Source organism: Hydrosulfovibrio ferrireducens, assembly GCF_046883345.1.
Lineage (GTDB): Bacteria > Desulfobacterota > Desulfobulbia > Desulfobulbales > Desulfurivibrionaceae > Thiovibrio > Thiovibrio ferrireducens.
In genome coordinates this window covers 35741-57322 of sequence record NZ_JALKCW010000009.1, presented here as the reverse complement: position 1 = coordinate 57322, position 21582 = coordinate 35741, and the positions used below count along the sequence as shown (strand labels likewise).

The window sequence follows — 21582 nt, the reverse complement described above, 5'->3', positions numbered from 1 at the left end:
CGTCATGATTCTCAAAGAGGTATATCGGGAGAGTGTCCAGCGTCTTGCCCAGGCGTCCGTTGCCGAACCGGAAATCGAGGCAGCGCTTTTGCTCGGCCATGTTCTGGGCTTTTCCCGCAGCCAATTTTTTCTTGCCATGGAGCAGGAAATCCCGCCGCCGCAGCTTTCACATTTTCAGGCCCTCCTTTCCCGGCGTCTCCTTCGGGAACCATTGGCTTACATCACCGGCGAGCAGGAGTTCTGGTCGCTGCCTTTCAAGGTTTCCCCCAAGGTCCTCATCCCCCGGCCCGAAACCGAGGAGCTTCTCGAAAAGATTTTTGCCGCGGTGCGGCAGGACGGCCTGCCGCCTGGTCCGGTCCTGGACCTGGGCGTCGGGAGTGGAGCGATCACCGTTGTCCTGGCTCGCGAGCTTGCGGATCGTCAGGTGTTTGGGGTGGATCTCTCCTGGGAGGCCCTTGGGGTTGCCAGGGAAAATATCGGGTTCCATCAGGTCCAGTCGAGGGTTTTTTTACTCAATGGCAACTGGTTGACGGCCATGGGGCAGGAGAGAAGGTTTGCCCTGGTTGTCTCCAATCCGCCTTACATCGCAACCACCGTCAAGGACGGACTCCAGCCGGAGGTACGGGATTTTGAGCCCCATGGGGCCTTATTCGCCGGGGTTGACGGTCTTGCCGATATCCGCGCTTTGGCAGCACAGGTTCACCCGGTCATGCTGAGCGGCGGCCTGTTTTGCATGGAGATCGGGGCGGATCAGCAGGAGGCGGTGTTGAAAATCTTTTCTTCCTTTCCCGAATATGATAGGGTGCAGGTCCATTTTGATCTGGCTGGTTTGCCGCGTATTTTCCAGGCCCGTCGTCGCTGAATTGTACCGTTGCCCCGTGTTGTTATTTTTTTATTAAGTGAGAATTGTCATGGACAAGATAGTTATCGAAGGTGGATATCCCCTGCACGGTGAAATTGCGGTGAGCGGCGCTAAAAATGCCGCCCTGCCGCTGATGGCCGCCTGCCTGTTGAGTGCGGAGCCGATCATCTTGCGTAACATGCCGGATCTTCGGGATACTAGGACCTTTCTCACCCTGCTGGAATCTTTCGGGGTCAGGTGGCAGAAAGACGGCACGGTGCTGGTTCTTGATGCCTCGACGATCACCAATTGCGAGGCTTCCTACGAGATGGTGAAGACCATGCGGGCCTCGGTGCTGGTTCTGGGGCCTTTGCTGGCCCGGCACGGCATGGCCCGGGTTTCCTTGCCCGGAGGCTGCGCCATCGGCGCCCGGCCCATCAATTTCCATCTCCAGGGGCTGGAGAAACTCGGCTCCACATACGAATTGACCCAGGGCTATGTTGATGCCAAGGTCGGGGGAAGGCTGCAGGGAGGCACCGTCTGTTTCGATATCCCTTCCGTCACCGGCACCGAGAATATCCTCATGGCCGCGACCCTGGCCGAGGGCGTCACCGTGATCAAGAATGCAGCCCGGGAGCCGGAAATCGGCAATCTTGTTGATCTGCTTGTCGCCATGGGGGCACGGATCAAGGGCAAGGATTCGGACACCCTGGTGGTTGAGGGGGTCAAGAAGCTGCACGGGGCCGAACAAGAAGTCATCCCGGATCGGATCGAGGCGGGGACCTACCTCATTGCCGTTGGCGCGGTCGGTGGTGAGGCCACGGTGACCCAGTGCAACCCGCAGCATCTGCCCGCTCTGCTGGAAAAATTACGGGCCGCCGGGCTCTCCATCGAAGAGGGTCGGGACCGCATCCATGTTACCCGCAAGGGGCCACTCCAGAGCGTGGACATCAAAACCATGCCTTATCCGGGATTCCCCACGGATCTGCAGGCCCAGATCATGGCCCTGATGACCTTGAGCGAGGGCTTAAGCGTGATCGCCGAGACCATCTTCGAGAACCGTTTCATGCATGTGGCTGAACTGCACCGTATGGGGGCGGACATCAAGGTGGACGGGCACAGCGCCATCGTCACCGGCACCGGCCGGTTGAGCGGCGCGCCGGTGATGGCCACGGATCTGCGGGCCAGCGCCTCGTTGGTGATCGCGGCCCTTGCCGCCGAAGGGGAAACCCATATCTCCCGGGTGTATCATCTGGACCGGGGATATGACGACCTGGTCGGCAAACTCACCCAGGCCGGGGCACGGATCAGGCGCGAAAAAGAGTAAACGTGCAGAGCAGCACCGCATCTGCTTCGCAGTCTCGCTACGCTCGCTTAGCTGTCATCGGCCAGCTCATGTGCAATAGCACAGGTCGCGGGCCTCTTGGTCGGCACTGCTGCCGACAATTGACACGCGCATCTGCGGCAGCAGCGAAGCGGCGCTGCTGCGCGTTTACATTTCAGAGATCGAGCCATGCTTCTTTTCTGCTAACACCGCTTACCCCGGCAGGACAATGTTCACCGTGGTGCCTTGCCCTTCCTTGCTTGCTATTTTGATCGTGCCCCCGTGTTCGTCAATGATTTTATAAACCATGGCCAGTCCCAGGCCGGTGCCTTCCGGTTTGGTCGTAAAATACGGGTCCATGACCCGTTCCAGGGTATCTTCCGCGATGCCGCAGCCCGTGTCCCGCACCTGTATTTCCACGGTGCCTGGCCGGTTGCCCTCCTGCACCGACACCTGTAATTCCCCGCCGTGTTCCATGGCCTGCAAGCTGTTGAGATAGAGGTTCAGCAGAACCTGATTGAGGCGGTCTTTGTCAAGGCGCACCAGCTTTCGCGTCAGGGAGATCTCATGGCGCACGGCAACGCCCAGTTCCTTGGCGTCACTCTGGATGAGCTTGAGGGATGCCTCGATAAACGGCTCGATTTCAATCTCGGCGATGGCCAAGGGAAGTGGCCTTGCATAGGTGAGCAGTTCGGTGATGCTGCGGTTGAGCCGCTCCACCTCGTTGACCAACAGCCTGGACGCCTCTCCCTCCTCGCTTTCTTCGGGGAAACGGGAGCCAAGCAGGGTGGCGAACCCTTTGATGGAGCTCAGGGGGTTTCGTACCTCATGGGCGACGCCTGCGGCCATTTTGCCCAGGGCGACAAGGCGGTCATGCCGCCGGACCTGGGCCTCGAGCTTTTTCGTCTCCGTAAGATCGTACATGAGCACAACCCTGCCGATGGTGTTGGCTTGCTCATCGGTTATGGGCACGGAGCTGACGCGCAGGTGCTTGGGGGTTGGCGAATCCGGCGGCAGGAAGATCTCTTGGTCGATGATTTCTCCTTCCTGGCCTGGCGGGGGGATGAGTTGCCGGATCTGCGGCAGGACTGCTGTCTGGAGATGACCAATGATCTGTTCCGGGGGTTTCCCGGTAAACTCCGCCGCGGTGCTGTTGAAGGTCTGGATATGTCCTTCGGCATTGGTTGCGATGATGCCCACGGGCAGACGGGAGATGAGCAAATCCGTGAAGGCCCGCATATTGATAAGGGTTTTTTGCGAGGATCGATAACTCTGCGCGGTGAGCAAGGCAATCCAGCCGCCAATCGCCACCAGCAGCATGGCGATGGACATGTACAGCATGTGGCGCCGGTCCTGCTGGATGATCGCATCCTGTTCCGTCATGTCCAGGCCGACGATAATGAAGAGATTGTTTTCCGGCTGCCAAACATTATTGGCGGGGAAAGGTCGGCAAGGCGCATTTTCTCCGGCAGGGTTGTCCTGTTTTTCCGGCTGCTCCATGGCCTGCATGCGTTGTCTGAAAAAATGGCCGCGGCCGCGCATGAACGGTTTGAATGGCGCCACAACCTCAAACACCTTGTGTTTGGTTTTCGGGTCGTTGATGATCCGGTGTTTGCCAAAAGGGGAAAGATTCGGGTCGGAAAGCAGGGGATGGTCAAGCGTGCCGCCCGTCAGGGAAGGGGTGCTGTGTGCCACGATTGTCCCCGTGTTGTCGGCCACCACGATATAGAGAAGAGTTGATTCACCCGCGACCTGTTCGATAAGATGCTGGAATTGCTGGTTATTGGCGGTGCCCATCATCATTGAGGCCCTGGTCCCTGCGCCGACAAAACGGATGATCGCCTGCCCCTTGTTGAAAAGACTATCGGTCATGATCCGTTTTTCCCGCTGCAGATTGTTGACTGCAAAGAAAAAAACAATGGCAATGAGCATGCCTATGGCCGTGGCGAGAATCCAGGGAGAGGCATAGGCAAAGGGAGAGGTGATGATTTTTGTTTCTTTTTTCATGACGCCTTATCCTGGGGAAATCATTTTTTGCATGGAGAGTCTGGCCGTTTTCATAAAACCACGATTCCAAGACACAAGCAATTGTTGTTCCTCGTTTGCTCCGGTAATGAAAATGAGGCCTGGACAGCATCCGGGCGTCTTGTTGTTGCCCAGAAAATTCCAGGTTGGGTAAAAAATAGCCAGCCCGTCGTCCGGGTATGGATAAAAAATATCCAGCCCGCATCCTTTTGTTGTGATTCCGTGGGGGGTGCGGTTTTCAATTTTATTGAAAAACCTTTAATTACAAGATGTTGCGTTGTTTATTTTGCTTATGGCATGGTTGTTGTATTAACAGGGCGCAGAGAGAAACCATTGCAACCCATTTAATTCACCACCACATATTCAGGAGGTAGACGATGAAAAAGACATTACTCGCAGTTGCCGCAATAGCTACGATTGGCCTGGCCGGTTATCAGGTTGCCGAGGCGCAATCTTGGGGAGGCGGTCCTGGCATGGGGCACGGCTACGCAATGATGGGCATGGGGCAAGGCCAGGGGCAGGTGAGCGAAGAGACCATGAAGGCCAGGGAAAAATTCTTTAACGAGAATACTGACCTGCGTAAAAAGATGGTTTCCAAGAAAACGGAGTTGAGAGCGGTTATGAGCGGAGAAAAGCCGGATGAGAAAAAAGCGGCCAAGCTCTCCGAGGAGTTGTTCGACCTCCGTACCCTGATGCACAAGAAGGCCCAGGAAGCAGGCATTGCCCAGGCCGGGTTCGGCCCTGGTTTTTGTGACGGTCCTGGCATGGGGATGGGCTCCGGCCCGCATCATCGCTCCAGCCGTTGGTAACATGCGCTGAGCGGTTTTCCTGATTCCGGGCGGGCTTCAAGAGTGAAGCCCGCCTATTTTTTTGTCCGCCTTTCGGAGTCTTACCCCCCTGCGGCTTGGCCGAGAGGGGGGCGTGCCCGGCGGGGTGTCAGTTGATTTTTTTCCCCTGGAGGTGCAAACTGCATTCGGTTTCCCGCGCCATGTCGTTGAGGAGGGTCTGCCTGGCTGATTGAACTTTTTCGTACGGCAGCTCAAGGAACATGGCGATGTCGGAGATGTCGATCCCCGCTCCGAAATGTTCTTCCGCGATGATGATTTTGAGAAAATCTTCCTTGACGAAAGTCCGTATCTCCGGGCTGATGTCGTTGAGGGTGTCACAGGCATGGTCATATGTCCGGCCCTGTGATAATTCTTCCCGTATTTTTTTCACCGCGCGTTCGTATTCTCTGTGCATGATGGCGGTAAATTGGCCATACTGTTTCATAGTGGTGGCGGACATGGGTGCTTCTCGTTGTTTTTTTTCGATGAGGCGTGCATCTGCGTTGTTGGCTTGCCGAGGCGACGATGGTATCGTAACTATGTACCATAAAAAAGTTAGGTGAAAACAGCAAAAAAATGAAGAAGCCAATCACGCGGTGGTACTCTTTTTTAGGCGGGGCTCTCGTGCATAGAGTGACTCTGAAAAATATCTCCAATTTCCGGGGAGGTATGCTCCTTGTCTCTCTGCTCTGTTTCCTGCTTGTGCCTCTCCTTGCCTGGGGCGAGGCATTTATCGATGCCGATGGTTTTCTTGTCGTGCGTCCTTCCTCCCCCCGTGCAACCGGGGCACATCCCGGTACCGGCCCAGACGAGGCGTTGCTGCAAACCGCCTATGCCGGAGGGGAGACACTGCGCTATACGGTCAGTTGGCTTGGCATTACGGCGGGGGAACTGGTCATGCGGGTCAACAAGGTCGCGGACAGGCAGGAGATGTTTTCCCTTGATCTTACCGCCAGGAGTGCAGGGCTGCTCGAGGTGTTCTACCCGGTGGAGGATACGTTCCGCACCATCGTGCAGGGGCGGATGCGGTTGCCCCGCCGCCATGAAATGCAGCAGAAGGAGGGGCGTCGGGTTAACAGCAAGCTTACCCTCTATGATCAGGAAAATTTTCGGGTGTCCTACCGTAAAAATGACGAGCCGGCTGATGTCTACCAGCTCGATGGCCCGATGCATAACGAGTTTTCTTCATTTTTCTTCATGCGGGCGTTGTCGTTTGCCGGGGATTCCCCGATGATCGTCCCCACCTTTGCCGATAAAAAGCGGCATGAGGTGGTCGTTACGGTGGAAGGAAAGGAAGAACAGGAAAGCGTGCTGGGAAAGAAAAAGACCCTCAAGGTCCAGCCGCATCTGAAGTTCAAGGGGCTGTATGAAAAGATAGGGGATCCGTTGGTCTGGCTCACCGACGATGCCTGGCGAATCCCCACCAGAATTCAGGCGAAGATCGTCATCGGCGCCCTGACCGCGGAACTGCTCGAATACACAGGTCCTGCCGGACATTTTATCGTCAAAGACACTCCTGCAGAATTGCCTCCACAATCTCCGGCGGATACTCGCTGAGCCGCCACAGCCGTGCCTGCGCCCTGGTATTTTCGGCCAGGGCGGGGATATCCTTGTGCGAGAGACCCAGATCGGCCAGTGAGGTGGGAGCGGCTATTGTTTGCAGCCATTGCCGGAAAAGACCGATCCCTTCCCGGGCAAGGAGGTGCTGATCCGTGGGCGCAAGTCCAAAAACCTGGACGGCAAAAAGGGCTTGGCGGGCTGGGTTTTCCCTGGCACCATACGCCATGGCTCCCGGCAGGATGGCCGCGAGGCCTGCGCCGTGGGGGATGTCGTGCATGGCGCTGAGGGAGTGTTCGATCAGGTGGAAGGGGAAGCCGACCCGGCCCAGGCCTGCCGTGCTGATGCCGTTGAGGGCCAGACTGCTTGCCCAGAGGAGTTCGGCCCTGCTCTGGTAATCCGAGGGGCTGGTCAAGGCTGTTTTGCAGGCTTGCATCAGGGTTTGCATGAGTCCGGCGCTGTAGTGGTCCTGCAATGGAGCAAAGGACTCTTCCCGGTTCAGGTAAAATTCGAGCAGATGGCTGAAGGCGTCCACCGCCCCGAAAGCGGTTGTGGAGGGCGGAACGCTGAAGGTGACGGTGGGGTCCAGAATGGCGATTTTCGGGAAAAGATGCCGGTTGCCGATGCCGATCTTCTGCCCGGTTGTTTCATTGGTGAGCACCATGCCGTTGTTGGTTTCCGAGCCTGAGCCTGCAACCGTGGACACGGCGACAACCGGCAGGGCGTTCTTGATGCTTTTTTTTCCCTTGAAAAATCCCCATACGTCGTGGCCGACCAAGGCTCCGGCGGCAATGGCCTTGGCGCTGTCGATGACGCTGCCGCCCCCCAGGGCGACAACGACCTCGATCCTGTTTTTTTGCGCAAGGGCAATGCCCTGTTGGACGTGACTCAGAATTGGGTTTGGTTGTACGCCTGCATGTTCGGTAACTTCTATCCCAGCCTGATCCAGGGAGTGACGGACAATCTGATGCACCCCCACTTTTTTCAGACTCTCTCTGCCTGAGACCAGCAAGGCTTTGGCGCCTAGGGAGGCGGCTTGTCCGCCTGTTTGCCCAAGGACGTTTCGGCCGAAGATGATCGTGGTTGGGTTGTGAAAAACAAAGTCTCGCATGGCAAATCAGCCCGGGGGGCAGGCGGCCACGGCATTGGTCAGGCGGACAAAATCCTCGAGGGTCAGCCGCTCCGCCCGGGTTTCCGGATTGATCCCCGATTGGCTGAGCAGGGTGGCCATTTGCTCCCGCGACAAGCCGTTGATCATGCCGGCGCTGAGGGAGTTGCGCAGGGTTTTGCGCCGTTGGCCAAAGGCGGCGTTGACGATGCGCCGGAGTAGTTTGCGGTCATGGGGGGGGAGCTGGGCCACCCTTGGCGGGACCGGACGGAAGGTAATCCGCACCACCACCGAATCCACCTTGGGCCGTGGGTGAAACTGGCCGGGGCCCACCTGCATGATGGTTTCCACCGAGGCGCAATCAGCGAGCAGGACGGAGAGCACCCCGTATTCCTTGGAGCCCACCTGGGCGGTAATCCGCTGGCCCACCTCTTTTTGCAGCATGAGCACGGCCCGGTCCAGGGATTCGTGGTTTTCGATGAGCTTGAAAAGAAGCAGGTTGGAGATCGAGTAGGGAAGGTTGGCCAGGATTTTCAGCGGGCCATTGGTCTGGGCCGCAAGCGCGGCGAAATCGGCCTTGAGAAGATCCTGGTGGAGGAGGGTGACGTTGGCGGGCAGATCCTGGTGCTCCTGGTGGTAGGCAATGATTCCGGCATCAAGCTCCAGGCCGATGACCTGCTTGACCCGTTCGGCCAGGGGCAGGGTCAGGGAACCCAAGCCTACGCCAAGCTCCAGAACAGAATCCTCCGGGGTGACGCCCGAGAGCGCGACAATGCGTTCCGCGGTCTGCCGGTGAACCAGGAAATTCTGCCCCAGTTTTTTGCTGGGGGCCAGTTGGTGCTGGGAGAGGATTTTTTTTATGGGAAGATCGTTGCTCATGGGGTCTCATGTAAGGATGTGTTTTTCCCGCCTCTTTTTGCGGAGGGCGCGGAAAAATTTAAAGGCGAGAATATATCCGGCACAGGTAAAAGGGATCGCCAGCAGAACTCCGCCGGCCAGCATGACCGCAACCGCTTCAAGTCCCATCTGTCCGAGGCGGGCAAGGTTTTCCCGGAAGCTTGCGTCCGAGGCGAACACCCCCAGCAGATCCTGTATGCGGTCCCAGGAAAGACGCCCGGGAAGCAGCCAGTTTCCCATCTGCCAGGAAAAATAATATTGCGGCAGCCAGGTAAGGGGATTGCTGACCGCCATGGACGCGATCAGGGCGGCAAGGATGTTTCCGCGCAGGGGCCAGGCAAGGGTGACGATGAGCGCGGTGTGCAGGGGGATGGTCGGGGTTATGCCGACAAAGAGCCCTATGGCCACACCCAGGGCCAGGGAATGCGGGTCTCCCTGCAAGCGGAGAAATTTCAGGTAATAGTATTTTGCGGCGCGGTTGGGGTTCATGGCGCGGCGCGGACCGTTGGCGGAGCCGGCGAATCTCCGCCGGAAAGCGGCCCGGGATGCAGGATCGGCGAGCGGGAATAGGCATCGGTATCAAGCGAGGTCGTGGCTTTTTCGGCAAAATGATAAAATCCTGCCAGGGCGATCATTGCGGCATTGTCCGTGCACAGCTCCAGGGAGGGCATGAAGATTTTGATGCCCCGTTGGGCGCCGAGATCCTGGAGAACGGCGCGCAAGCGGGCATTGGCCGCCACGCCACCGGCCAGGGCAACGGTGGAGATTCCGTGCATCCGTGCCGCCGTGAGCACCTTTTCGCAGAGGACCTCCACCACGGCTTCCTGGAAAGAGGCGCAAACGTCGGGGATATGGAACGGTTCGTTTTTCTGCTGGTGTTGGTGGACATAATTTGCCACCGAGGTTTTCAGGCCGCTGAAGCTGAAATCGAGGCTGTCCTGCCCAAGCCAGGCCCGGGGAAAGGGAATCGCCGCGGGGTTTCCTTGCTCGGCTAAGCGGCTGATCACCGGCCCGCCGGGGTATTCGAGGCCAAGAATCTTGCCCACCTTGTCAAAGGCTTCGCCTGCCGCATCATCACGGGTTCTGCCCAGGGGTTGGATGGTGGTGTGGTCATGGACCAGGAAGATGCTGGAATGTCCTCCCGAGGCAACCAGGGCGATATAGGGGAATTCCGGCTGGTCCTGTTCCAGGAAAGGGGAGAGGAGATGGCCGACAATATGGTCTACCCCCACATAGGGGATACCCTTTACCGCGGAAATGGCCTTGGCAAAGGAAAGGCCAATGAGCAGCGCGCCGACCAGACCCGGCCCCTGGGTGACGGCCAGTCCGTCAAGGTCGTCCAGGCCCACGCCTGCCTGGGCGAGGGCCGCCTCCACCACGGGATAAATGTTTTCCAGATGCTTGCGGGAGGCAAGTTCGGGAACCACCCCGCCGTAGGGGCTATGCACGGCCACCTGGGAGTTGATGACGTTGCTCAGCAGGGTGCGGCCGTCGCGCAGGACCGCCGCGGCGGTTTCATCGCAGGAGCTTTCAATGCCGAGGATGAGCATGGACGGTTTTTCCCAGGGTGAATTTTAAGGGGGAAGGCATAAATGACGATTGACGAATGCTTCCAGGCATCGTAGTCTTACGTCCCCATTATGTAGCAGGAAAGCCGGAAAAAATCAAAGATTGATGCAAGCGGCGCGGACGATTTCATCCGGACAGCCGGAAGGGCGTCGCTTCTGGAAGATCTTTCCCTGCCGGCAACTTTTAAAATATGCGTAAGACGAGCATGACAACCAATCACGAACACCATACGCCACAGCAGCCGGAAGCTCCCGTCACCCCGCCTGAACCGGTGCTCCCCGGCCACACCCAGGGAGAGCGGTTGACGGACATGTTTGCCCGTTCCATCAGCTATCTGCGGATATCCCTTACCGATCACTGCAATCTCCGCTGCCAGTACTGCACACCGCAGGAAGGGCAGATAAAGTTGGCAAGCGAGGAGCTGTTGAGCTATGAGGAGATTCTCCGCGTAGTGCGCATTGCCGTTTCGCTCGGCATTGAAAAGGTCCGGCTGACCGGCGGCGAACCCTTGGTGCGGCGGGATGTGCTCGTCTTTATCAAGGCGCTGGCCGAAATTCCGGGCCTCACCGACATCCGTCTCACCACCAACGGCGTCTTGCTGGCCGATTATGCCGAAGCCTTGCAAAAAGCCGGGATCAGCAAGCTGAATATCAGTCTTGATACCCTGCGCCCGGAGCGTTTCCGGCAGATCACCGGGGTGGACGCCTTTGATCGGGTCTGGGCCGGAATCAGCAAGGCCCGGGAGCTTGGCTTTTCCCCGATCAAGCTGAATATTGTTGCGCTCAAGGGGGTAAACGACGATGAGTTCATCGATTTTGCCCGGCTGACCCTTACCGAGCCCCTGCAGATTCGCTTTATCGAGTTCATGCCCATTGGCGCTTCGGCCCTCTGGGACAAGGGGAAATACATCAGCTCCCAGGAAATCATGGAGCGCCTCAAGCCCTTGGGCCCGCTTGAGCCGGTGGAGGCGAAGCGGATGGATGGTCCCGCCCGCATTTACCGCTTTGCCGGGGCTGCCGGCAGTGTCGGCTTTATCAGCCCCATCAGTCATCATTTTTGCGACCGGTGCAACCGGTTGCGGCTCACCTCGGAAGGCAGGTTGCGCTCCTGTCTTTTATCCGATCAGGAGACCGATCTCAGGAAGAGCCTGCGCAGTGGGGCAACCGATGAAGAGATCCGGGGGCTTATCGTTGCGGCCATCCTCAACAAGCCGAAGGGGCATACGATTTCCCCTGAGGGCGGGGGGAGCTGCCACGGGCAGATGTCGCGGATAGGGGGGTGAAAAAGCGGCGCAGGCAGTACGGGTTGGGCGGCTGTTTCTTTGCCCTGCTTACTCTCCGACCCGAGGGTAGGAGCCCAGCCATTCGAAATACGAGCAGATTTCCTTCAGTTTTTCACAGCCATCCTTGACAATCTCATCCTCCAGATGGCCCAGCATGTCGATGAAAAACAGGTACCGGCCCGGTTCGTCCTTGACCGGGCGGGATTCGATCCGGGTCAGGTTGATGGAACGCGCGGCCAGGATGCTCAGGGCGTCGTTTAAGGCGCCGGGCCGGTCCAGGAGGCTGACCAGCAGAGAGGTCTTGTCCTTGCCGCTTCTGGAGGGCGATTCCTTGCCGATGAGCAGGAAACGGGTGGTGTTGCCCCGGTAATCCTCGATTCCCTTGACCACGGTCTGCAACTGGTAGGTGGTGATGGCCAACGAGCTGGCAATGGCCGCGACGCTGGGGTCTTTCGCCGCCATTTTCGCGGCGACGCTGGTGCTGAAAACGTCTTGGATCGCAACGTTGGGAAGATGTTTTTTCAGCCATTGCCGGCACTGGGCAATGGGTTGCGGATGGGAAACCACCAGCTTGATGTCATCCATATTGCCTGATTTATTGACCAGGTTGTGGATGATGCCCAGGTTCAATTCCCCGCAGATCTTGACGTTGTACTTGATGAAGGAGTCCAGGGTCGAAGTGACCGCGCCCTCGATGGAGTTCTCCACCGGAACAATGCCGTATTGGGTTCTGCCCCGCTCAACCTCGTCGAAGATATCCTCAATGGTCTCCATGGGGAGATATGTGGCGGCGTGTCCGAAGTATTTCACCCCGGCCAGATGGGAAAAGGTCGCCTCGGGTCCAAGGTAGGCGACTTCCGCCTTTTTTTGCGAGAGCCGGCAGGTGGTGATGATTTCGTGGAAGATGCTCAGCAGGGGCTCCTCGGGAAACGCGCCATTGTTTTCCGCCAGCAACCGCTCGAAGATCTGCCGTTCCCGCAAGGGATCCCATTTTGCCTTGTTGTTTTGATCCTTGAGTTCGCCGATTTTTTTGGCGCAGAGCAGCCTTTTTTTGAGAAGCTCCAAAAACTGGCTGTCTATGGTGTCGATCTGTTGGCGAACGTCGGCAAGGCTGAGGTCTTTTTTGTTTTTCATCATGGGATTGCTGGGGTTTAAGGGCTCTGTATATGGAACGGTTTTTTGGGAGGTCCTGTTTCTGGCAAGGTGTTTCTGATTTCAGGCAATTTCCTTTGGGTACAGTGACTTTCTAATCGTATCCAGGGAAAAATAAAAGGGAAAAGTTCTCCGCTTTGCCGGAGGCTGTTTTCTCAAGGGAAAGTCGCCGGGCAAGGGGATTAACTGTTTGCTTCTCCGGGTGGATAATGTATAAACTTGATAATGGTTTTGTCTTGTTTTTGCAGCAACCGCACCCATATTTCTCAGTGTGAGAGAGAAAAAAACGAACAACAGCTTCCCGGACCGGATGGATCATGAAAGTAAAAAACTGCATGCAAAAAGATCTGATCACCATCGGGAAGGACGCTTTGCTGCAAGAAGCAGGGGCGTTGATGAAAAAACATTCCATCCGCCATTTGCCGGTGGTGGAGGATGAACAGTTGGTCGGTTTTATCACGGAAAGCGATTTGCGGCAGTATTCCTTCCCTTCACGGGAAAAAGACATCCATGTGCACGAGGTGATGGTGCTCAACCCCATTACCGTTAATATCAACGCCAGCATCGAAAAGGCCGCCCGCCTCATTCACGATTACAAGATCGGCGGCTTGCCGGTTCTCGACAAGAAAAAACTGGTGGGAATCATCACCGCCATTGATTTGCTTTCCGCCTTTATTAATATGATGGGGTTGTTGCGGGACTCCTCAAGGCTGGATGTTTTGGTCGGCAAGGTCGGCGGGGTCGAGGATGTTACCAGAATCATTAAGGCGCACGGGTGTGAGATAATCAGCGTGGCAACGGAAAGTCATTCCTCACGGCGGAAATTGTATTGTTTCAGGTTGGAGAAGGGCGAGTTGGACAAAGCGATCGACGCCCTGGAAGATGCCGGCCATAAAGTTGTTTCGGTGGTGGATTAGCTTTTGGCCGTCGTTCGACTATTCCCAACAAGGAGCGGGTTGCATGGGTGAGTTCAAGGTTCAGAAAACATACGAAGAAATCAATGCCAAGATCAAGGCGGGTCAGGCCGTGGTGGTCACCGCCGAGGAAATGGTCGGCATTGTGAAAAAGCATGGCCCGGTTGATGCGGCCAGGAAAGTGGATGTGGTCACCACCGGCACCTTCTCGCCCATGTGTTCCTCCGGCGCGTTCATCAATTTCGGCCACTCCAACCCAACCATCAAAGCGCTCAAGGTGTGGATGAACAATGTCCCTGCCTATGCCGGTATCGCCGCCGTTGATGTGTATATCGGCGCAACGGAGCCCACCGAGGATGATCCCCTGAACAAGGTTTTTCCCGGGGAATTCTTGTATGGCGGCGGCCATGTGCTGGAAGATCTGGTGGCCGGGAAAAAGGTGCTGTTGAAGGCGGTTGGGTATGGCACGGACTGTTATCCCAATAAAAACGTGGAAAAAGAAGTGACCCTCGCCGATCTGCCCTATGCGCTTCTGGTGAATCCCCGCAACTGCTACCAGAATTATAACTGCGCCATCAATCTTTCCGATCGCACCGTGTATTGTTACATGGGCACCTTGAAGCCCCAGGTGCGGAATGCGACGTATTGCAGTGCCGGCGAGTTGAGTCCGCTGTTGAACGATCCATACTATAAGACCATCGGCTTGGGCACCAGGATATTTCTGGGGGGCGGAATCGGATATGTGACCTGGCAGGGCAGCCAGCACAACCCGAAAGCCCTGCGTTCGGAAAACGGTACCACCAGAAGAGCGGCCGGCACCCTGATGGTGCAGGGGGATTTGAAGCAGATGTCTTCCCGCTGGCTCAAGGGCGTGAGCATGCAGGGCTACGGGAGCTCCCTGGCCGTGGGTATCGGGATACCGATTCCCATCCTCAATGAGGAAATGGCGGCCTATACCGGGGTTTCCGATGCGGAGATTTTCACCCAGATCGTTGATTATTCCTATGATTACTCCCACGGGGTGGCGCGCAACTATGGCGAGGTCAGCTATGCGCAGCTTAAAAGCGGCCAGATCGAAGTGAACGGCAAGATGGTGCCCACGGCGCCGCTTTCCAGTGTGGTCCGGGCGCGGGAAATTGCCGAGACGCTCAAGGGGTGGATAACCTCTGGAAAGTTTCTGCTTGAAAAACCCATCCAAACCTTGCCCTCAGAGTAGCCGCAAGCGGAGTGAAAAAATCCCCCTCCGCAAAATACAGGGATCTGCAGGGCATATTTTCTCGCCATAAGAAGGTTGCTGTTGCCTTTTCCGGAGGGGTCGACAGCTCCTTTCTCCTGCATGCCGCCTGCGCAACCCTGGGCCCTTCGCTGGTGCATGCCTTCCATGCCCAGTCAGAGCTCAGCCCGCCGCTGGAAGCAGAGCGGGTTGCGCGCATCATTTTAGAGCGGGGGTGCGTATTCCATCCCCTTGCAATCGAGCCGCTCACCTGGCCGGAGTTTGCGGCCAACGGCCCTGACCGCTGCTATCACTGCAAGAAAAAAATCTATCAAACATTCCTGGCTGATCCGTCCTTTCCCGTGGGCGCGGCTCTCTTTGATGGTACCAATCTTGACGATCTCGGCCAAGATCGCCCAGGGTTACAGGCTGTTGCCGAATTGCAGGTGCGGACTCCTTTAGCTGACCTCGGTTTTACCAAGGACGAGATTCGGTTGCTCAGCAGGGAATTTTTTTTGTCAACCTGGGATGTCTATTCATCATCATGCCTGGCAACACGAATATCGCAACACGAACCCATCACCAGGGAAAAAATTTTACTGGTGGCCCGGTGTGAAGCGCTGTTGCAAAAAATGGGGTTCCTGGGCGTGCGGGTGCGTCTTGCCGGGGAGATCGCAACCATTTTTGTTGTAAAAAAAGATTTGTCGCTGATACAAAATAATCGCGTATTTTCAGTGATTAAGAGCAATTTTTTGTCGCTGGGACTGCATAAGGTTTTAATTAATCAACAGGGACGGCCGGATTGAATAGGGTGATCCCTGGGCCGGGATGGCAGAAAAAAATGCAGCAGGAGGTCGTTTTTTTTCTTATTTCATCGCATTTTTTGTTTGACAGACGCTTTTTTTTGTTTGACAATCAGCACACATAAGTTTAAATCGCCCCTAAGGCAACTGATTACGGTGCTTGTAGAAGGCAGAGAATCTCTAAATTCACGAGGAGGAAGGAGAGGAATGAACAAAAGTGAATTAGTCGAGAACATGGCAAAGGCTGGCGGTATCAGCAAGGCTGCAGCAGAGAAAACCCTTGGTGGCATGTTGGCCGCAGTTACCACCGCTTTGAAGAAGGGTGACAAGGTAACCTTGGTTGGCTTTGGCACATTTTCCGTGACCAAGAGGGCCGCCCGTCAGGGTCGCAATCCTCAGACCGGAAAGGCCATCACCATCAAGGCTCGCAAAGTAGCTCGCTTTAAGCCCGGCAGCAAGCTTGCCGAATCAGTAAAGTAAACTGATTTTCATCAGTCGCTGTATCTGTTGATCAGACAAGGCAGGTTCTCCTTCAGAAGGGAGTGCCTGCCTTCTTTTTTGTTGACGCCCCTAAAAACTCTGGGTACATATGGTCCACAATTCTCCGGCAGGAATCAACGGCTGGAAAATTGTGAGTAGGCTTATAATGTCGGGATGTGGCTCAGCCTGGTAGAGCACGTGCTTCGGGAGCACGGGGTCGGAGGTTCGAATCCTCTCATCCCGACCAGTAATAGCAACGGCTTGCGGATTTTTCGCAAGCCGTTTTTTTGTGGGAAATTAGCTACAATTATCCACGCAGGCTCAGCCGGGCCATATTTTTTTCACCTCGCAGTCGATCCCGCCGTGGCCAAGGGTGACGCTGATCCTTTCCCTCGACTGCACCTCTGTGCTGCTCCGCACGACAACTCCATTTTTTTGCCGCACAATACTGTAGCCTCTGCCAAGAACCGCCAGCGGACTTATGGCATGCAGAAGGCCGGCGTTTTTTCCCAGCGCCGCGCGCTTGCGTTCGTGCTGGCGAAGCATGGCCAGGATCAAGCGCCTGCGCAGTTCATGAACCCATTGCTGCTGATATTCCAGGCGTTGTTGGGGGCTATGGCTGGCAAGGATTTGGCTGAGTCTGGCCAGGGCGAGCTGGCGTTGGTGGATGGCGCTGGAAAAAGCGAATTGCAGGGAGGCTAGTGCATGGTCTGTTGTCAGGCGGAACTGGTCAAGCAGGGAGGTGGGGTCGCCCAGTATCTTCCGGTGGGCTTCAATGACGCTGCGGAAAAACGCCAGCCTGTCCGTAGCAGTTTTTGTAAGCCGGCGGGTGAGGTTGTGCAGTTGGGCGGACAACTGGATGCGGCTGGGGACAACCATTTCGGCCGCACCGGTTGGCGTGGGGGCCCGGAGGTCCGCAACCAGATCGGCAATGGTGAAGTCAACCTCATGGCCGATTGCCGAGACAACGGGGATGCGCGAGCCGGCAATGGCCCGGGCAATCCTTTCCTCATTGAAGGTCCACAGGTCTTCCAAGGAGCCGCCGCCCCGGCAGAGAACGATCACGTCATTCTCTGCCCGTTCGTTGCAGAGGGCGATGGCCTCGACGATGTCCTCCATGGCCCCTGCCCCTTGCACCCGGACCGGGATAATCTCCACCGGCACCGCGGCGCATCTTTTTTGGGCCATGCTGAGAAAGTCATGCACCGCCGCTCCGCTGGGCGAGGTGATAAGGGCTATTTTTTCGGGCAGCAGCGGCAGGGGCTTTTTGCGTTCTCCGGCAAAAAGGCCTTCGGCGGCCAATTTGCTTTTGAGCAGGTCAAAAGCGAGCTGCAACGCTCCCGCCCCCTGTGCCGCAAGAACGTCCACAATGAGCTGGTATTCGCCGCGCGCTTCATACAGCGAGATGCGCCCCCGGCAAATCACCTGCATGCCGTCCGCCGGGGTGCAGGGGAGATAGCGTTGCTGGGGCTTGAAGAGCACTGCTTTTATTTGGGCGGTTTCATCCTTGAGGGTAAAATAGAGATGGCCGGAGTGCGGGCAACGCAGGTTGGAAATCTCCCCGGCCACGGTCACAAAGGGAAAGGAAACCTCAAGCACTCCGCGGATTGACTGGGTAAGCTCGCTGACTGTTTGGACATGATCCTTGGCTATGCTGTGCATGTTCACTTCCTAGCATGGTCGGCACGGAAGGGACAAGTTTTTTGTTTTTTGCTGGCGGTGATTCCCCATCGCCTTGCTTCCCAAGTGGCGATCAGGACCATAAAATGACGGATGCTTTTTTCGGGCGTAAAAGGTATAGTGTCGGCACATTTTATTGTTTCAGGATAAAAAACGATAGCAGTGCAACGCTGAGGGGTTGAGGCATGTCCGAAGAAAACACCTATTTGCAACAAGAGATTCTAAACAAGCCTTTGCAGAAGCATGGATTGCTCGAAGAGCTCAACCTGCCTCCCAAGGCCATCCGGTTTATCCGTGAGAACAGGCGGAATCTGGTAATCGCCGTGTTGTGTTGCGTGCTGGCAATTGTTGGTTGGTCGTCCCTGAGCTATTATCTTGCCAGGCAAAATGATCAGGCCGCCGCTTTGTTGTCCAAAGCCATTGAGCAGGGGGAGCCTGAACAGCGCAAGGCTCTTCTGCAGAAGGTTCTTGGCGATTATGGGCGCACCGGCTCAGCCCTGTGGGCAAAGGTCGAACTGGGACATATGGCCCTTGATGCGCAGCAGTATGACGAGGCAGTCAAGGTGTATCTGGCGCTCCGCGATGATCTCTCCGTCTCGAGTCCGGCTTTTCCCCTGGTGCAATTGAGTCTGGCCCAGGCCTATGAACATAAAAATGCACTGCCGGAAGCCCTTGCCGCCTATCAGCGTTTGGCGGAGATCAAGGGGTTTGCCGGGGAGTCCTATCTGGCCATGGGCAGAATTCATGAGTTGCAGAAGGACCTGCCCAAGGCAAAAGAGATGTATGGCAAGGTGCTGGCCGACGAGGGTGTTTCTCCCGAGGTCAAGGACAAGGTGCAGGCAAAGCTGGAGCGGCTTTAGCCTCCGGCTGCACCTCGGGAACACGACGCGGGAAGTATTGAGCCATGGAGATCATCCGCACGCCTGCCGCGATGACGGCCTGGGCAAACAGGATTCTTGCCGCAGGGCAGACAATCGGTTTGGTGCCCACCATGGGTTTTTTTCATGAGGGGCACCTGCGCTTGATGCGCACGGCCAAAGAAAAGGCCGACCATACGGTGGTGAGTCTGTTTGTCAACCCGATTCAGTTTGGAGCCAACGAAGACCTTGGCAAGTATCCCCGTGATTTTTCCCGCGATTGTCAGCTCGCGGAGGCCGAGGGGGTGGATGTGCTTTTTGCTCCCGGGGTCCAGGATATGTATCCGTCGGAAGCTTGCACCAGGGTGATGGTTTCCGGCTTGACCGATGTCCTGTGCGGCGCGAGCCGTCCGGGTCATTTTGCCGGCGTGACCACCGTGGTTGCCAAGCTTTTTCACATCATCAAGCCGCAGTGCGCTGTTTTCGGCAAAAAGGATTTTCAGCAGCTTGCGGTGATCATGAGAATGGTGGCTGATCTCAATTGGGATGTGGAGATCGTCGGACACCCCATTGTCCGGGAACCGGACGGCTTGGCCATGAGTTCCCGGAACACCTATCTCTCCGGCACGGAACGGCAGGCGGCACTTTGTCTTTCCCGGGCCATAGCCCACGCGAGAAGGCGGGTGCGCGAAGGGCTGGTTGAGGCGGAGATTCTGTTACAGGAAGTGGAATGGTTGTTGCAGCAGGAAGCAGTGACCATTGAGTATGCAAGCCTTGTTGATCAGGCGACTTTGCGGCCCCTGGCCGTGTTGCAAAAAGGCGTGGTGCTGGCTTTGGCCATAAAGGTCGGAGCTACTCGCTTGATCGACAACGATACCCTTTTTGAAGAACACTGAGAGAACGACAATGCTGCAATACATGTTAAAATCAAAGATTCACCGGGCCACGGTGATCGAGGCGGATCTCAACTATGAGGGAAGTCTCTCGGTGGACAGGGATCTGATGGACGCCGTTGGCCTGTCCCCCTATGAGCGGGTCAACATCTACAACATCAACAACGGCGAGCGTTTTGACACCTATGTGATCGAAGGAAAGGCCGGATCCGGGATGATTGGCCTTAATGGCGCGGCTGCCCGCAAGGGGATGGCCGGAGATCTCATTATCATTGTCAGCTATGCCTTGTACGCCCCGGAAGAACTGGCAGGCTACAAGCCCAGGATAGTGGTGCTTGACAAGGGCAACCTGATCAAGAAGGTGATGCATGTCGAGGAAGCGCAACATCCATACCGCGGGTAGTCTTCCGGTGGATTGCTGTTTCGGCGGGCCGTGTCTTGTGGCTGGGCCGGGCAATTTCTTTTCCGACGGGCGTTCATGATTCTTCTCGTTGCCGCCACGGAGATGGAAGCCTTGCCTGTGGCCGGGAAAACGACCGGTCAACCCCATGCGCTGTTTATCGCCGGCGTGGGGCCGCTTGAAACAGCGGTCCGGCTCACGCGGCGGCTGGGTGAGGTCCGGGGGGAGATTTCCCTGGTTCTTAATTTCGGCGTGGCCGGAGCTTACGGCGGTTCCGGGGCGGATCTGCTTGATATCTGCCTGGCCGAGCGTGAAGTTCTGGGCGATTTCGGGATCTGCCACGCAGAACGCATCGAACCTTTTGACGGACAATTGGCAGGCAACTCCGTTTTCCCCCTTGACCCACGGTATCTTGCCCGAGCCGCTGAAATGCTTGGGGAGCTGGATTACAACTGCAAAAAAGGCGTGTTTGTGACGGTCAATGGGGCCAGCGCCACGGCAAGGCGCGGCGCCATGTTGCGTGCTGCCCATAACGGCCTGTGCGAGAACATGGAGGGCGCGGCAGTGGCCAGGGTTTGCGAAGAGTTTGTTGTTCCCTGCCTTGAAGTCCGCTGCGTCAGCAACATGGTGGAAGACCGTAATCCGGCGAACTGGCAGCTTGCCGCGGCCGTGCAGAGATGTGGGCAGGTTGTTTCCCTGCTCATCGATCACCTCGCCCCCATCTGAACCAGGCAGAAAATCCGTGTCACTTCTTGCAGAAAAAAACAGGCTCACCCTCGGCTTTTCTCCGTGCCCCAACGATACGTTCATCTTTCACGCCCTGGTGCATGGGCAGGCTTGCCCCGGTTCTCTCAATTTTGACGCCGCGACCCTTGCCGATGTTGAAACCCTGAACGAATGGGCGCTTGCCGGGCGTCTTGACGTGACCAAGCTTTCGTTCCACGCCTTGGGGCATGTCCTTGACCGGTATATCCTGCTCACGGCCGGAAGTGCTCTTGGGCGCGGCTGCGGTCCCTTGCTGGTGGCGGGAAAAAGTTTTTCTCCAGACGAGCTGCCCCGGCTGACCATTGCCATTCCAGGCAAGTACACCACGGCGGCCCTGCTTTTGCACATGTATTCCCCTGTCCCCCTGACGACCAAGGTGATGCGTTTTGACACGATCATGCCGGCCATTGTGGCGGGCGAGGTCGATGCCGGAGTGATCATCCACGAGAGCCGTTTTACCTTTCTGGCGCATGGGTTGCGGTTGCTCCAGGATCTCGGGGTCTGGTGGGAGCAGGAGACGGGTTTTCCTATCCCGCTGGGCGGCATCGCGGCAAAACGTTCCCTGGGCAAGGAGAAGATCCAGGCCATTGACCGGTGTGTCCTGGCCAGTGTTTCTTCTGCCTTTGCCAATCCGGAGGCGGGCATGGCCTATATCCGGCAGCACGCCCAGGAGCTTGACGACTCGGTTATCAAGGACCATATCGGGCTCTATGTGAATCCGTTTTCGCTTGATCTGGGCGAGGAAGGGGTCGGCGCGGTGCGCGAATTTCTGGAGCGGGGGCACCGCCTCGGGCTTTTCCCGCAGCAGTCTCCGGCTTTGCCGTTAACCAGCAGGGATCTGTAATCCCCGGCGAGACGGAAAACGAATCGTCGGAGTTCTCTTTTGGCGTCCTCTTTCGGTCATTAGCCAGAAACGTGCTTGACAAGAAATATATTCAGAATATATTTCAAAATACCCTGTTTTGTAAGGTTTTGGCCTGTGCACGGCAACGCAC

At 56.7% G+C, this 21582-nt stretch carries 23 protein-coding genes and 1 tRNA gene; 16 read left to right on the top strand and 8 right to left on the bottom strand.

Annotated features, from left to right (window positions below; all coding sequences use genetic code 11):
• Positions 1-4 precede the first annotated feature (4 nt).
• Positions 5-862 (top strand): peptide chain release factor N(5)-glutamine methyltransferase, encoded by an 858-nt coding sequence (gene prmC, locus MWR57_RS03325; protein ID WP_423123368.1) that lies wholly within the window; start codon positions 5-7, stop codon positions 860-862.
• Positions 863-911: 49 nt separating this feature from the next.
• Positions 912-2168, top strand: a complete 1257-nt coding sequence (murA, locus tag MWR57_RS03320; RefSeq protein WP_423123367.1) for a UDP-N-acetylglucosamine 1-carboxyvinyltransferase — start codon at positions 912-914, stop codon at positions 2166-2168.
• Between the two features lie 210 nt (positions 2169-2378).
• Here murA and MWR57_RS03315 read toward each other — a convergent pair whose 3' ends face one another.
• Positions 2379-4172 (bottom strand): ATP-binding protein, encoded by a 1794-nt coding sequence (locus tag MWR57_RS03315; RefSeq protein WP_423123366.1) that lies wholly within the window; start codon positions 4170-4172, stop codon positions 2379-2381.
• A gap of 27 nt (positions 4173-4199) precedes the next feature.
• Between MWR57_RS03315 and MWR57_RS03310 the strand changes: the two genes are divergently transcribed.
• Together MWR57_RS03310 and MWR57_RS03305 are read left to right on the top strand one after the other, a co-directional pair.
• Positions 4200-4538, top strand: a complete 339-nt coding sequence (locus tag MWR57_RS03310) for a hypothetical protein (RefSeq protein ID WP_423123365.1) — start codon at positions 4200-4202, stop codon at positions 4536-4538.
• Positions 4539-4567: 29 nt separating this feature from the next.
• The gene (locus MWR57_RS03305; RefSeq protein ID WP_423123364.1) at positions 4568-4999 is read left to right on the top strand and encodes a periplasmic heavy metal sensor; all 432 of its coding nucleotides are present in this window, start codon (positions 4568-4570) and stop codon (positions 4997-4999) included.
• Between the two features lie 127 nt (positions 5000-5126).
• Here MWR57_RS03305 and MWR57_RS03300 read toward each other — a convergent pair whose 3' ends face one another.
• The gene (locus tag MWR57_RS03300) at positions 5127-5477 is read right to left on the bottom strand and encodes a hypothetical protein (RefSeq protein ID WP_423123363.1); all 351 of its coding nucleotides are present in this window, start codon (positions 5475-5477) and stop codon (positions 5127-5129) included.
• Between the two features lie 209 nt (positions 5478-5686).
• Here MWR57_RS03300 and MWR57_RS03295 point away from each other — a divergent pair, with 209 nt between their 5' ends.
• The gene (locus tag MWR57_RS03295; protein ID WP_423123362.1) at positions 5687-6574 is read left to right on the top strand and encodes a DUF3108 domain-containing protein; all 888 of its coding nucleotides are present in this window, start codon (positions 5687-5689) and stop codon (positions 6572-6574) included.
• Here MWR57_RS03295 and MWR57_RS03290 read toward each other — a convergent pair.
• From MWR57_RS03290 to tsaD, 4 genes are read right to left on the bottom strand one after another with little or no spacing between them, the layout of a single operon-like run.
• Positions 6522-7685 (bottom strand): iron-containing alcohol dehydrogenase, encoded by a 1164-nt coding sequence (locus MWR57_RS03290; RefSeq protein ID WP_423123361.1) that lies wholly within the window; start codon positions 7683-7685, stop codon positions 6522-6524. The two genes, MWR57_RS03295 and MWR57_RS03290, sit on opposite strands and share 53 nt — an antisense overlap.
• A 6-nt stretch (positions 7686-7691) precedes the next feature.
• Positions 7692-8561: a 16S rRNA (adenine(1518)-N(6)/adenine(1519)-N(6))-dimethyltransferase RsmA gene (gene rsmA, locus MWR57_RS03285; protein ID WP_423123360.1), complete on the bottom strand. Its 870-nt coding sequence runs from the start codon at positions 8559-8561 to the stop codon at positions 7692-7694.
• Positions 8562-8567: 6 nt separating this feature from the next.
• The gene (locus tag MWR57_RS03280; RefSeq protein ID WP_423123359.1) at positions 8568-9068 is read right to left on the bottom strand and encodes a DUF2062 domain-containing protein; all 501 of its coding nucleotides are present in this window, start codon (positions 9066-9068) and stop codon (positions 8568-8570) included.
• Positions 9065-10129, bottom strand: coding sequence for a tRNA (adenosine(37)-N6)-threonylcarbamoyltransferase complex transferase subunit TsaD (gene tsaD, locus MWR57_RS03275; RefSeq protein ID WP_423123358.1), 1065 nt, complete (start codon positions 10127-10129; stop codon positions 9065-9067). The genes MWR57_RS03280 and tsaD overlap by 4 nt, the downstream gene beginning before the upstream one ends.
• A 224-nt stretch (positions 10130-10353) precedes the next feature.
• Between tsaD and moaA the strand changes: the two genes are divergently transcribed.
• Positions 10354-11430: a GTP 3',8-cyclase MoaA gene (moaA, locus tag MWR57_RS03270; RefSeq protein ID WP_423123357.1), complete on the top strand. Its 1077-nt coding sequence runs from the start codon at positions 10354-10356 to the stop codon at positions 11428-11430.
• Positions 11431-11478: 48 nt separating this feature from the next.
• Here the strand turns inward: moaA and pheA are convergent, their stop codons facing one another.
• Positions 11479-12567: a prephenate dehydratase gene (gene pheA, locus MWR57_RS03265; RefSeq protein WP_423123356.1), complete on the bottom strand. Its 1089-nt coding sequence runs from the start codon at positions 12565-12567 to the stop codon at positions 11479-11481.
• A 332-nt stretch (positions 12568-12899) separates the two neighbouring features.
• On the opposite strand from pheA, the gene MWR57_RS03260 reads away from it, so the two are divergent.
• The 5 genes from MWR57_RS03260 (at position 12900) to MWR57_RS03240 (ending at position 16239) form a co-directional block, all read left to right on the top strand.
• Complete coding sequence (locus MWR57_RS03260) at positions 12900-13499, top strand: CBS and ACT domain-containing protein (protein ID WP_423123355.1); 600 nt, start codon at positions 12900-12902, stop codon at positions 13497-13499.
• Between the two features lie 43 nt (positions 13500-13542).
• Positions 13543-14712: a homocysteine biosynthesis protein gene (locus MWR57_RS03255; RefSeq protein ID WP_423123354.1), complete on the top strand. Its 1170-nt coding sequence runs from the start codon at positions 13543-13545 to the stop codon at positions 14710-14712.
• An 11-nt stretch (positions 14713-14723) separates the two neighbouring features.
• Positions 14724-15515, top strand: a complete 792-nt coding sequence (larE, locus tag MWR57_RS03250) for an ATP-dependent sacrificial sulfur transferase LarE (RefSeq protein ID WP_479723936.1) — start codon at positions 14724-14726, stop codon at positions 15513-15515.
• Between the two features lie 204 nt (positions 15516-15719).
• On the top strand, positions 15720-15992 hold the full coding sequence (locus MWR57_RS03245) for an HU family DNA-binding protein (RefSeq protein WP_307633524.1): 273 nt from the start codon (positions 15720-15722) through the stop codon (positions 15990-15992).
• A gap of 170 nt (positions 15993-16162) precedes the next feature.
• A tRNA-Pro gene (locus tag MWR57_RS03240) sits at positions 16163-16239 on the top strand.
• A 74-nt stretch (positions 16240-16313) separates the two neighbouring features.
• On the opposite strand, the gene xseA is transcribed toward MWR57_RS03240, so the two are convergent.
• Positions 16314-17654 (bottom strand): exodeoxyribonuclease VII large subunit, encoded by a 1341-nt coding sequence (gene xseA / locus MWR57_RS03235; RefSeq protein ID WP_423123352.1) that lies wholly within the window; start codon positions 17652-17654, stop codon positions 16314-16316.
• 203 nt (positions 17655-17857) lie between these two features.
• Between xseA and MWR57_RS03230 the strand changes: the two genes are divergently transcribed.
• From MWR57_RS03230 to MWR57_RS03210, 5 genes are all read left to right on the top strand, one after another.
• Complete coding sequence (locus MWR57_RS03230) at positions 17858-18532, top strand: YfgM family protein (protein WP_423123351.1); 675 nt, start codon at positions 17858-17860, stop codon at positions 18530-18532.
• 44 nt (positions 18533-18576) lie between these two features.
• Positions 18577-19425, top strand: coding sequence for a pantoate--beta-alanine ligase (gene panC, locus MWR57_RS03225; RefSeq protein ID WP_423123350.1), 849 nt, complete (start codon positions 18577-18579; stop codon positions 19423-19425).
• A 10-nt stretch (positions 19426-19435) separates the two neighbouring features.
• Entirely contained in the window at positions 19436-19825 is a 390-nt protein-coding gene (panD, locus tag MWR57_RS03220) for an aspartate 1-decarboxylase (protein ID WP_423123349.1), read from the top strand.
• A gap of 75 nt (positions 19826-19900) precedes the next feature.
• Positions 19901-20548, top strand: coding sequence for a futalosine hydrolase (mqnB, locus tag MWR57_RS03215; RefSeq protein WP_423123348.1), 648 nt, complete (start codon positions 19901-19903; stop codon positions 20546-20548).
• Between the two features lie 16 nt (positions 20549-20564).
• A complete protein-coding gene (locus MWR57_RS03210; protein WP_423123347.1) occupies positions 20565-21431 on the top strand; it encodes a 1,4-dihydroxy-6-naphtoate synthase in 867 nt (288 codons plus the stop codon).
• Positions 21432-21582 lie beyond the last annotated feature (151 nt).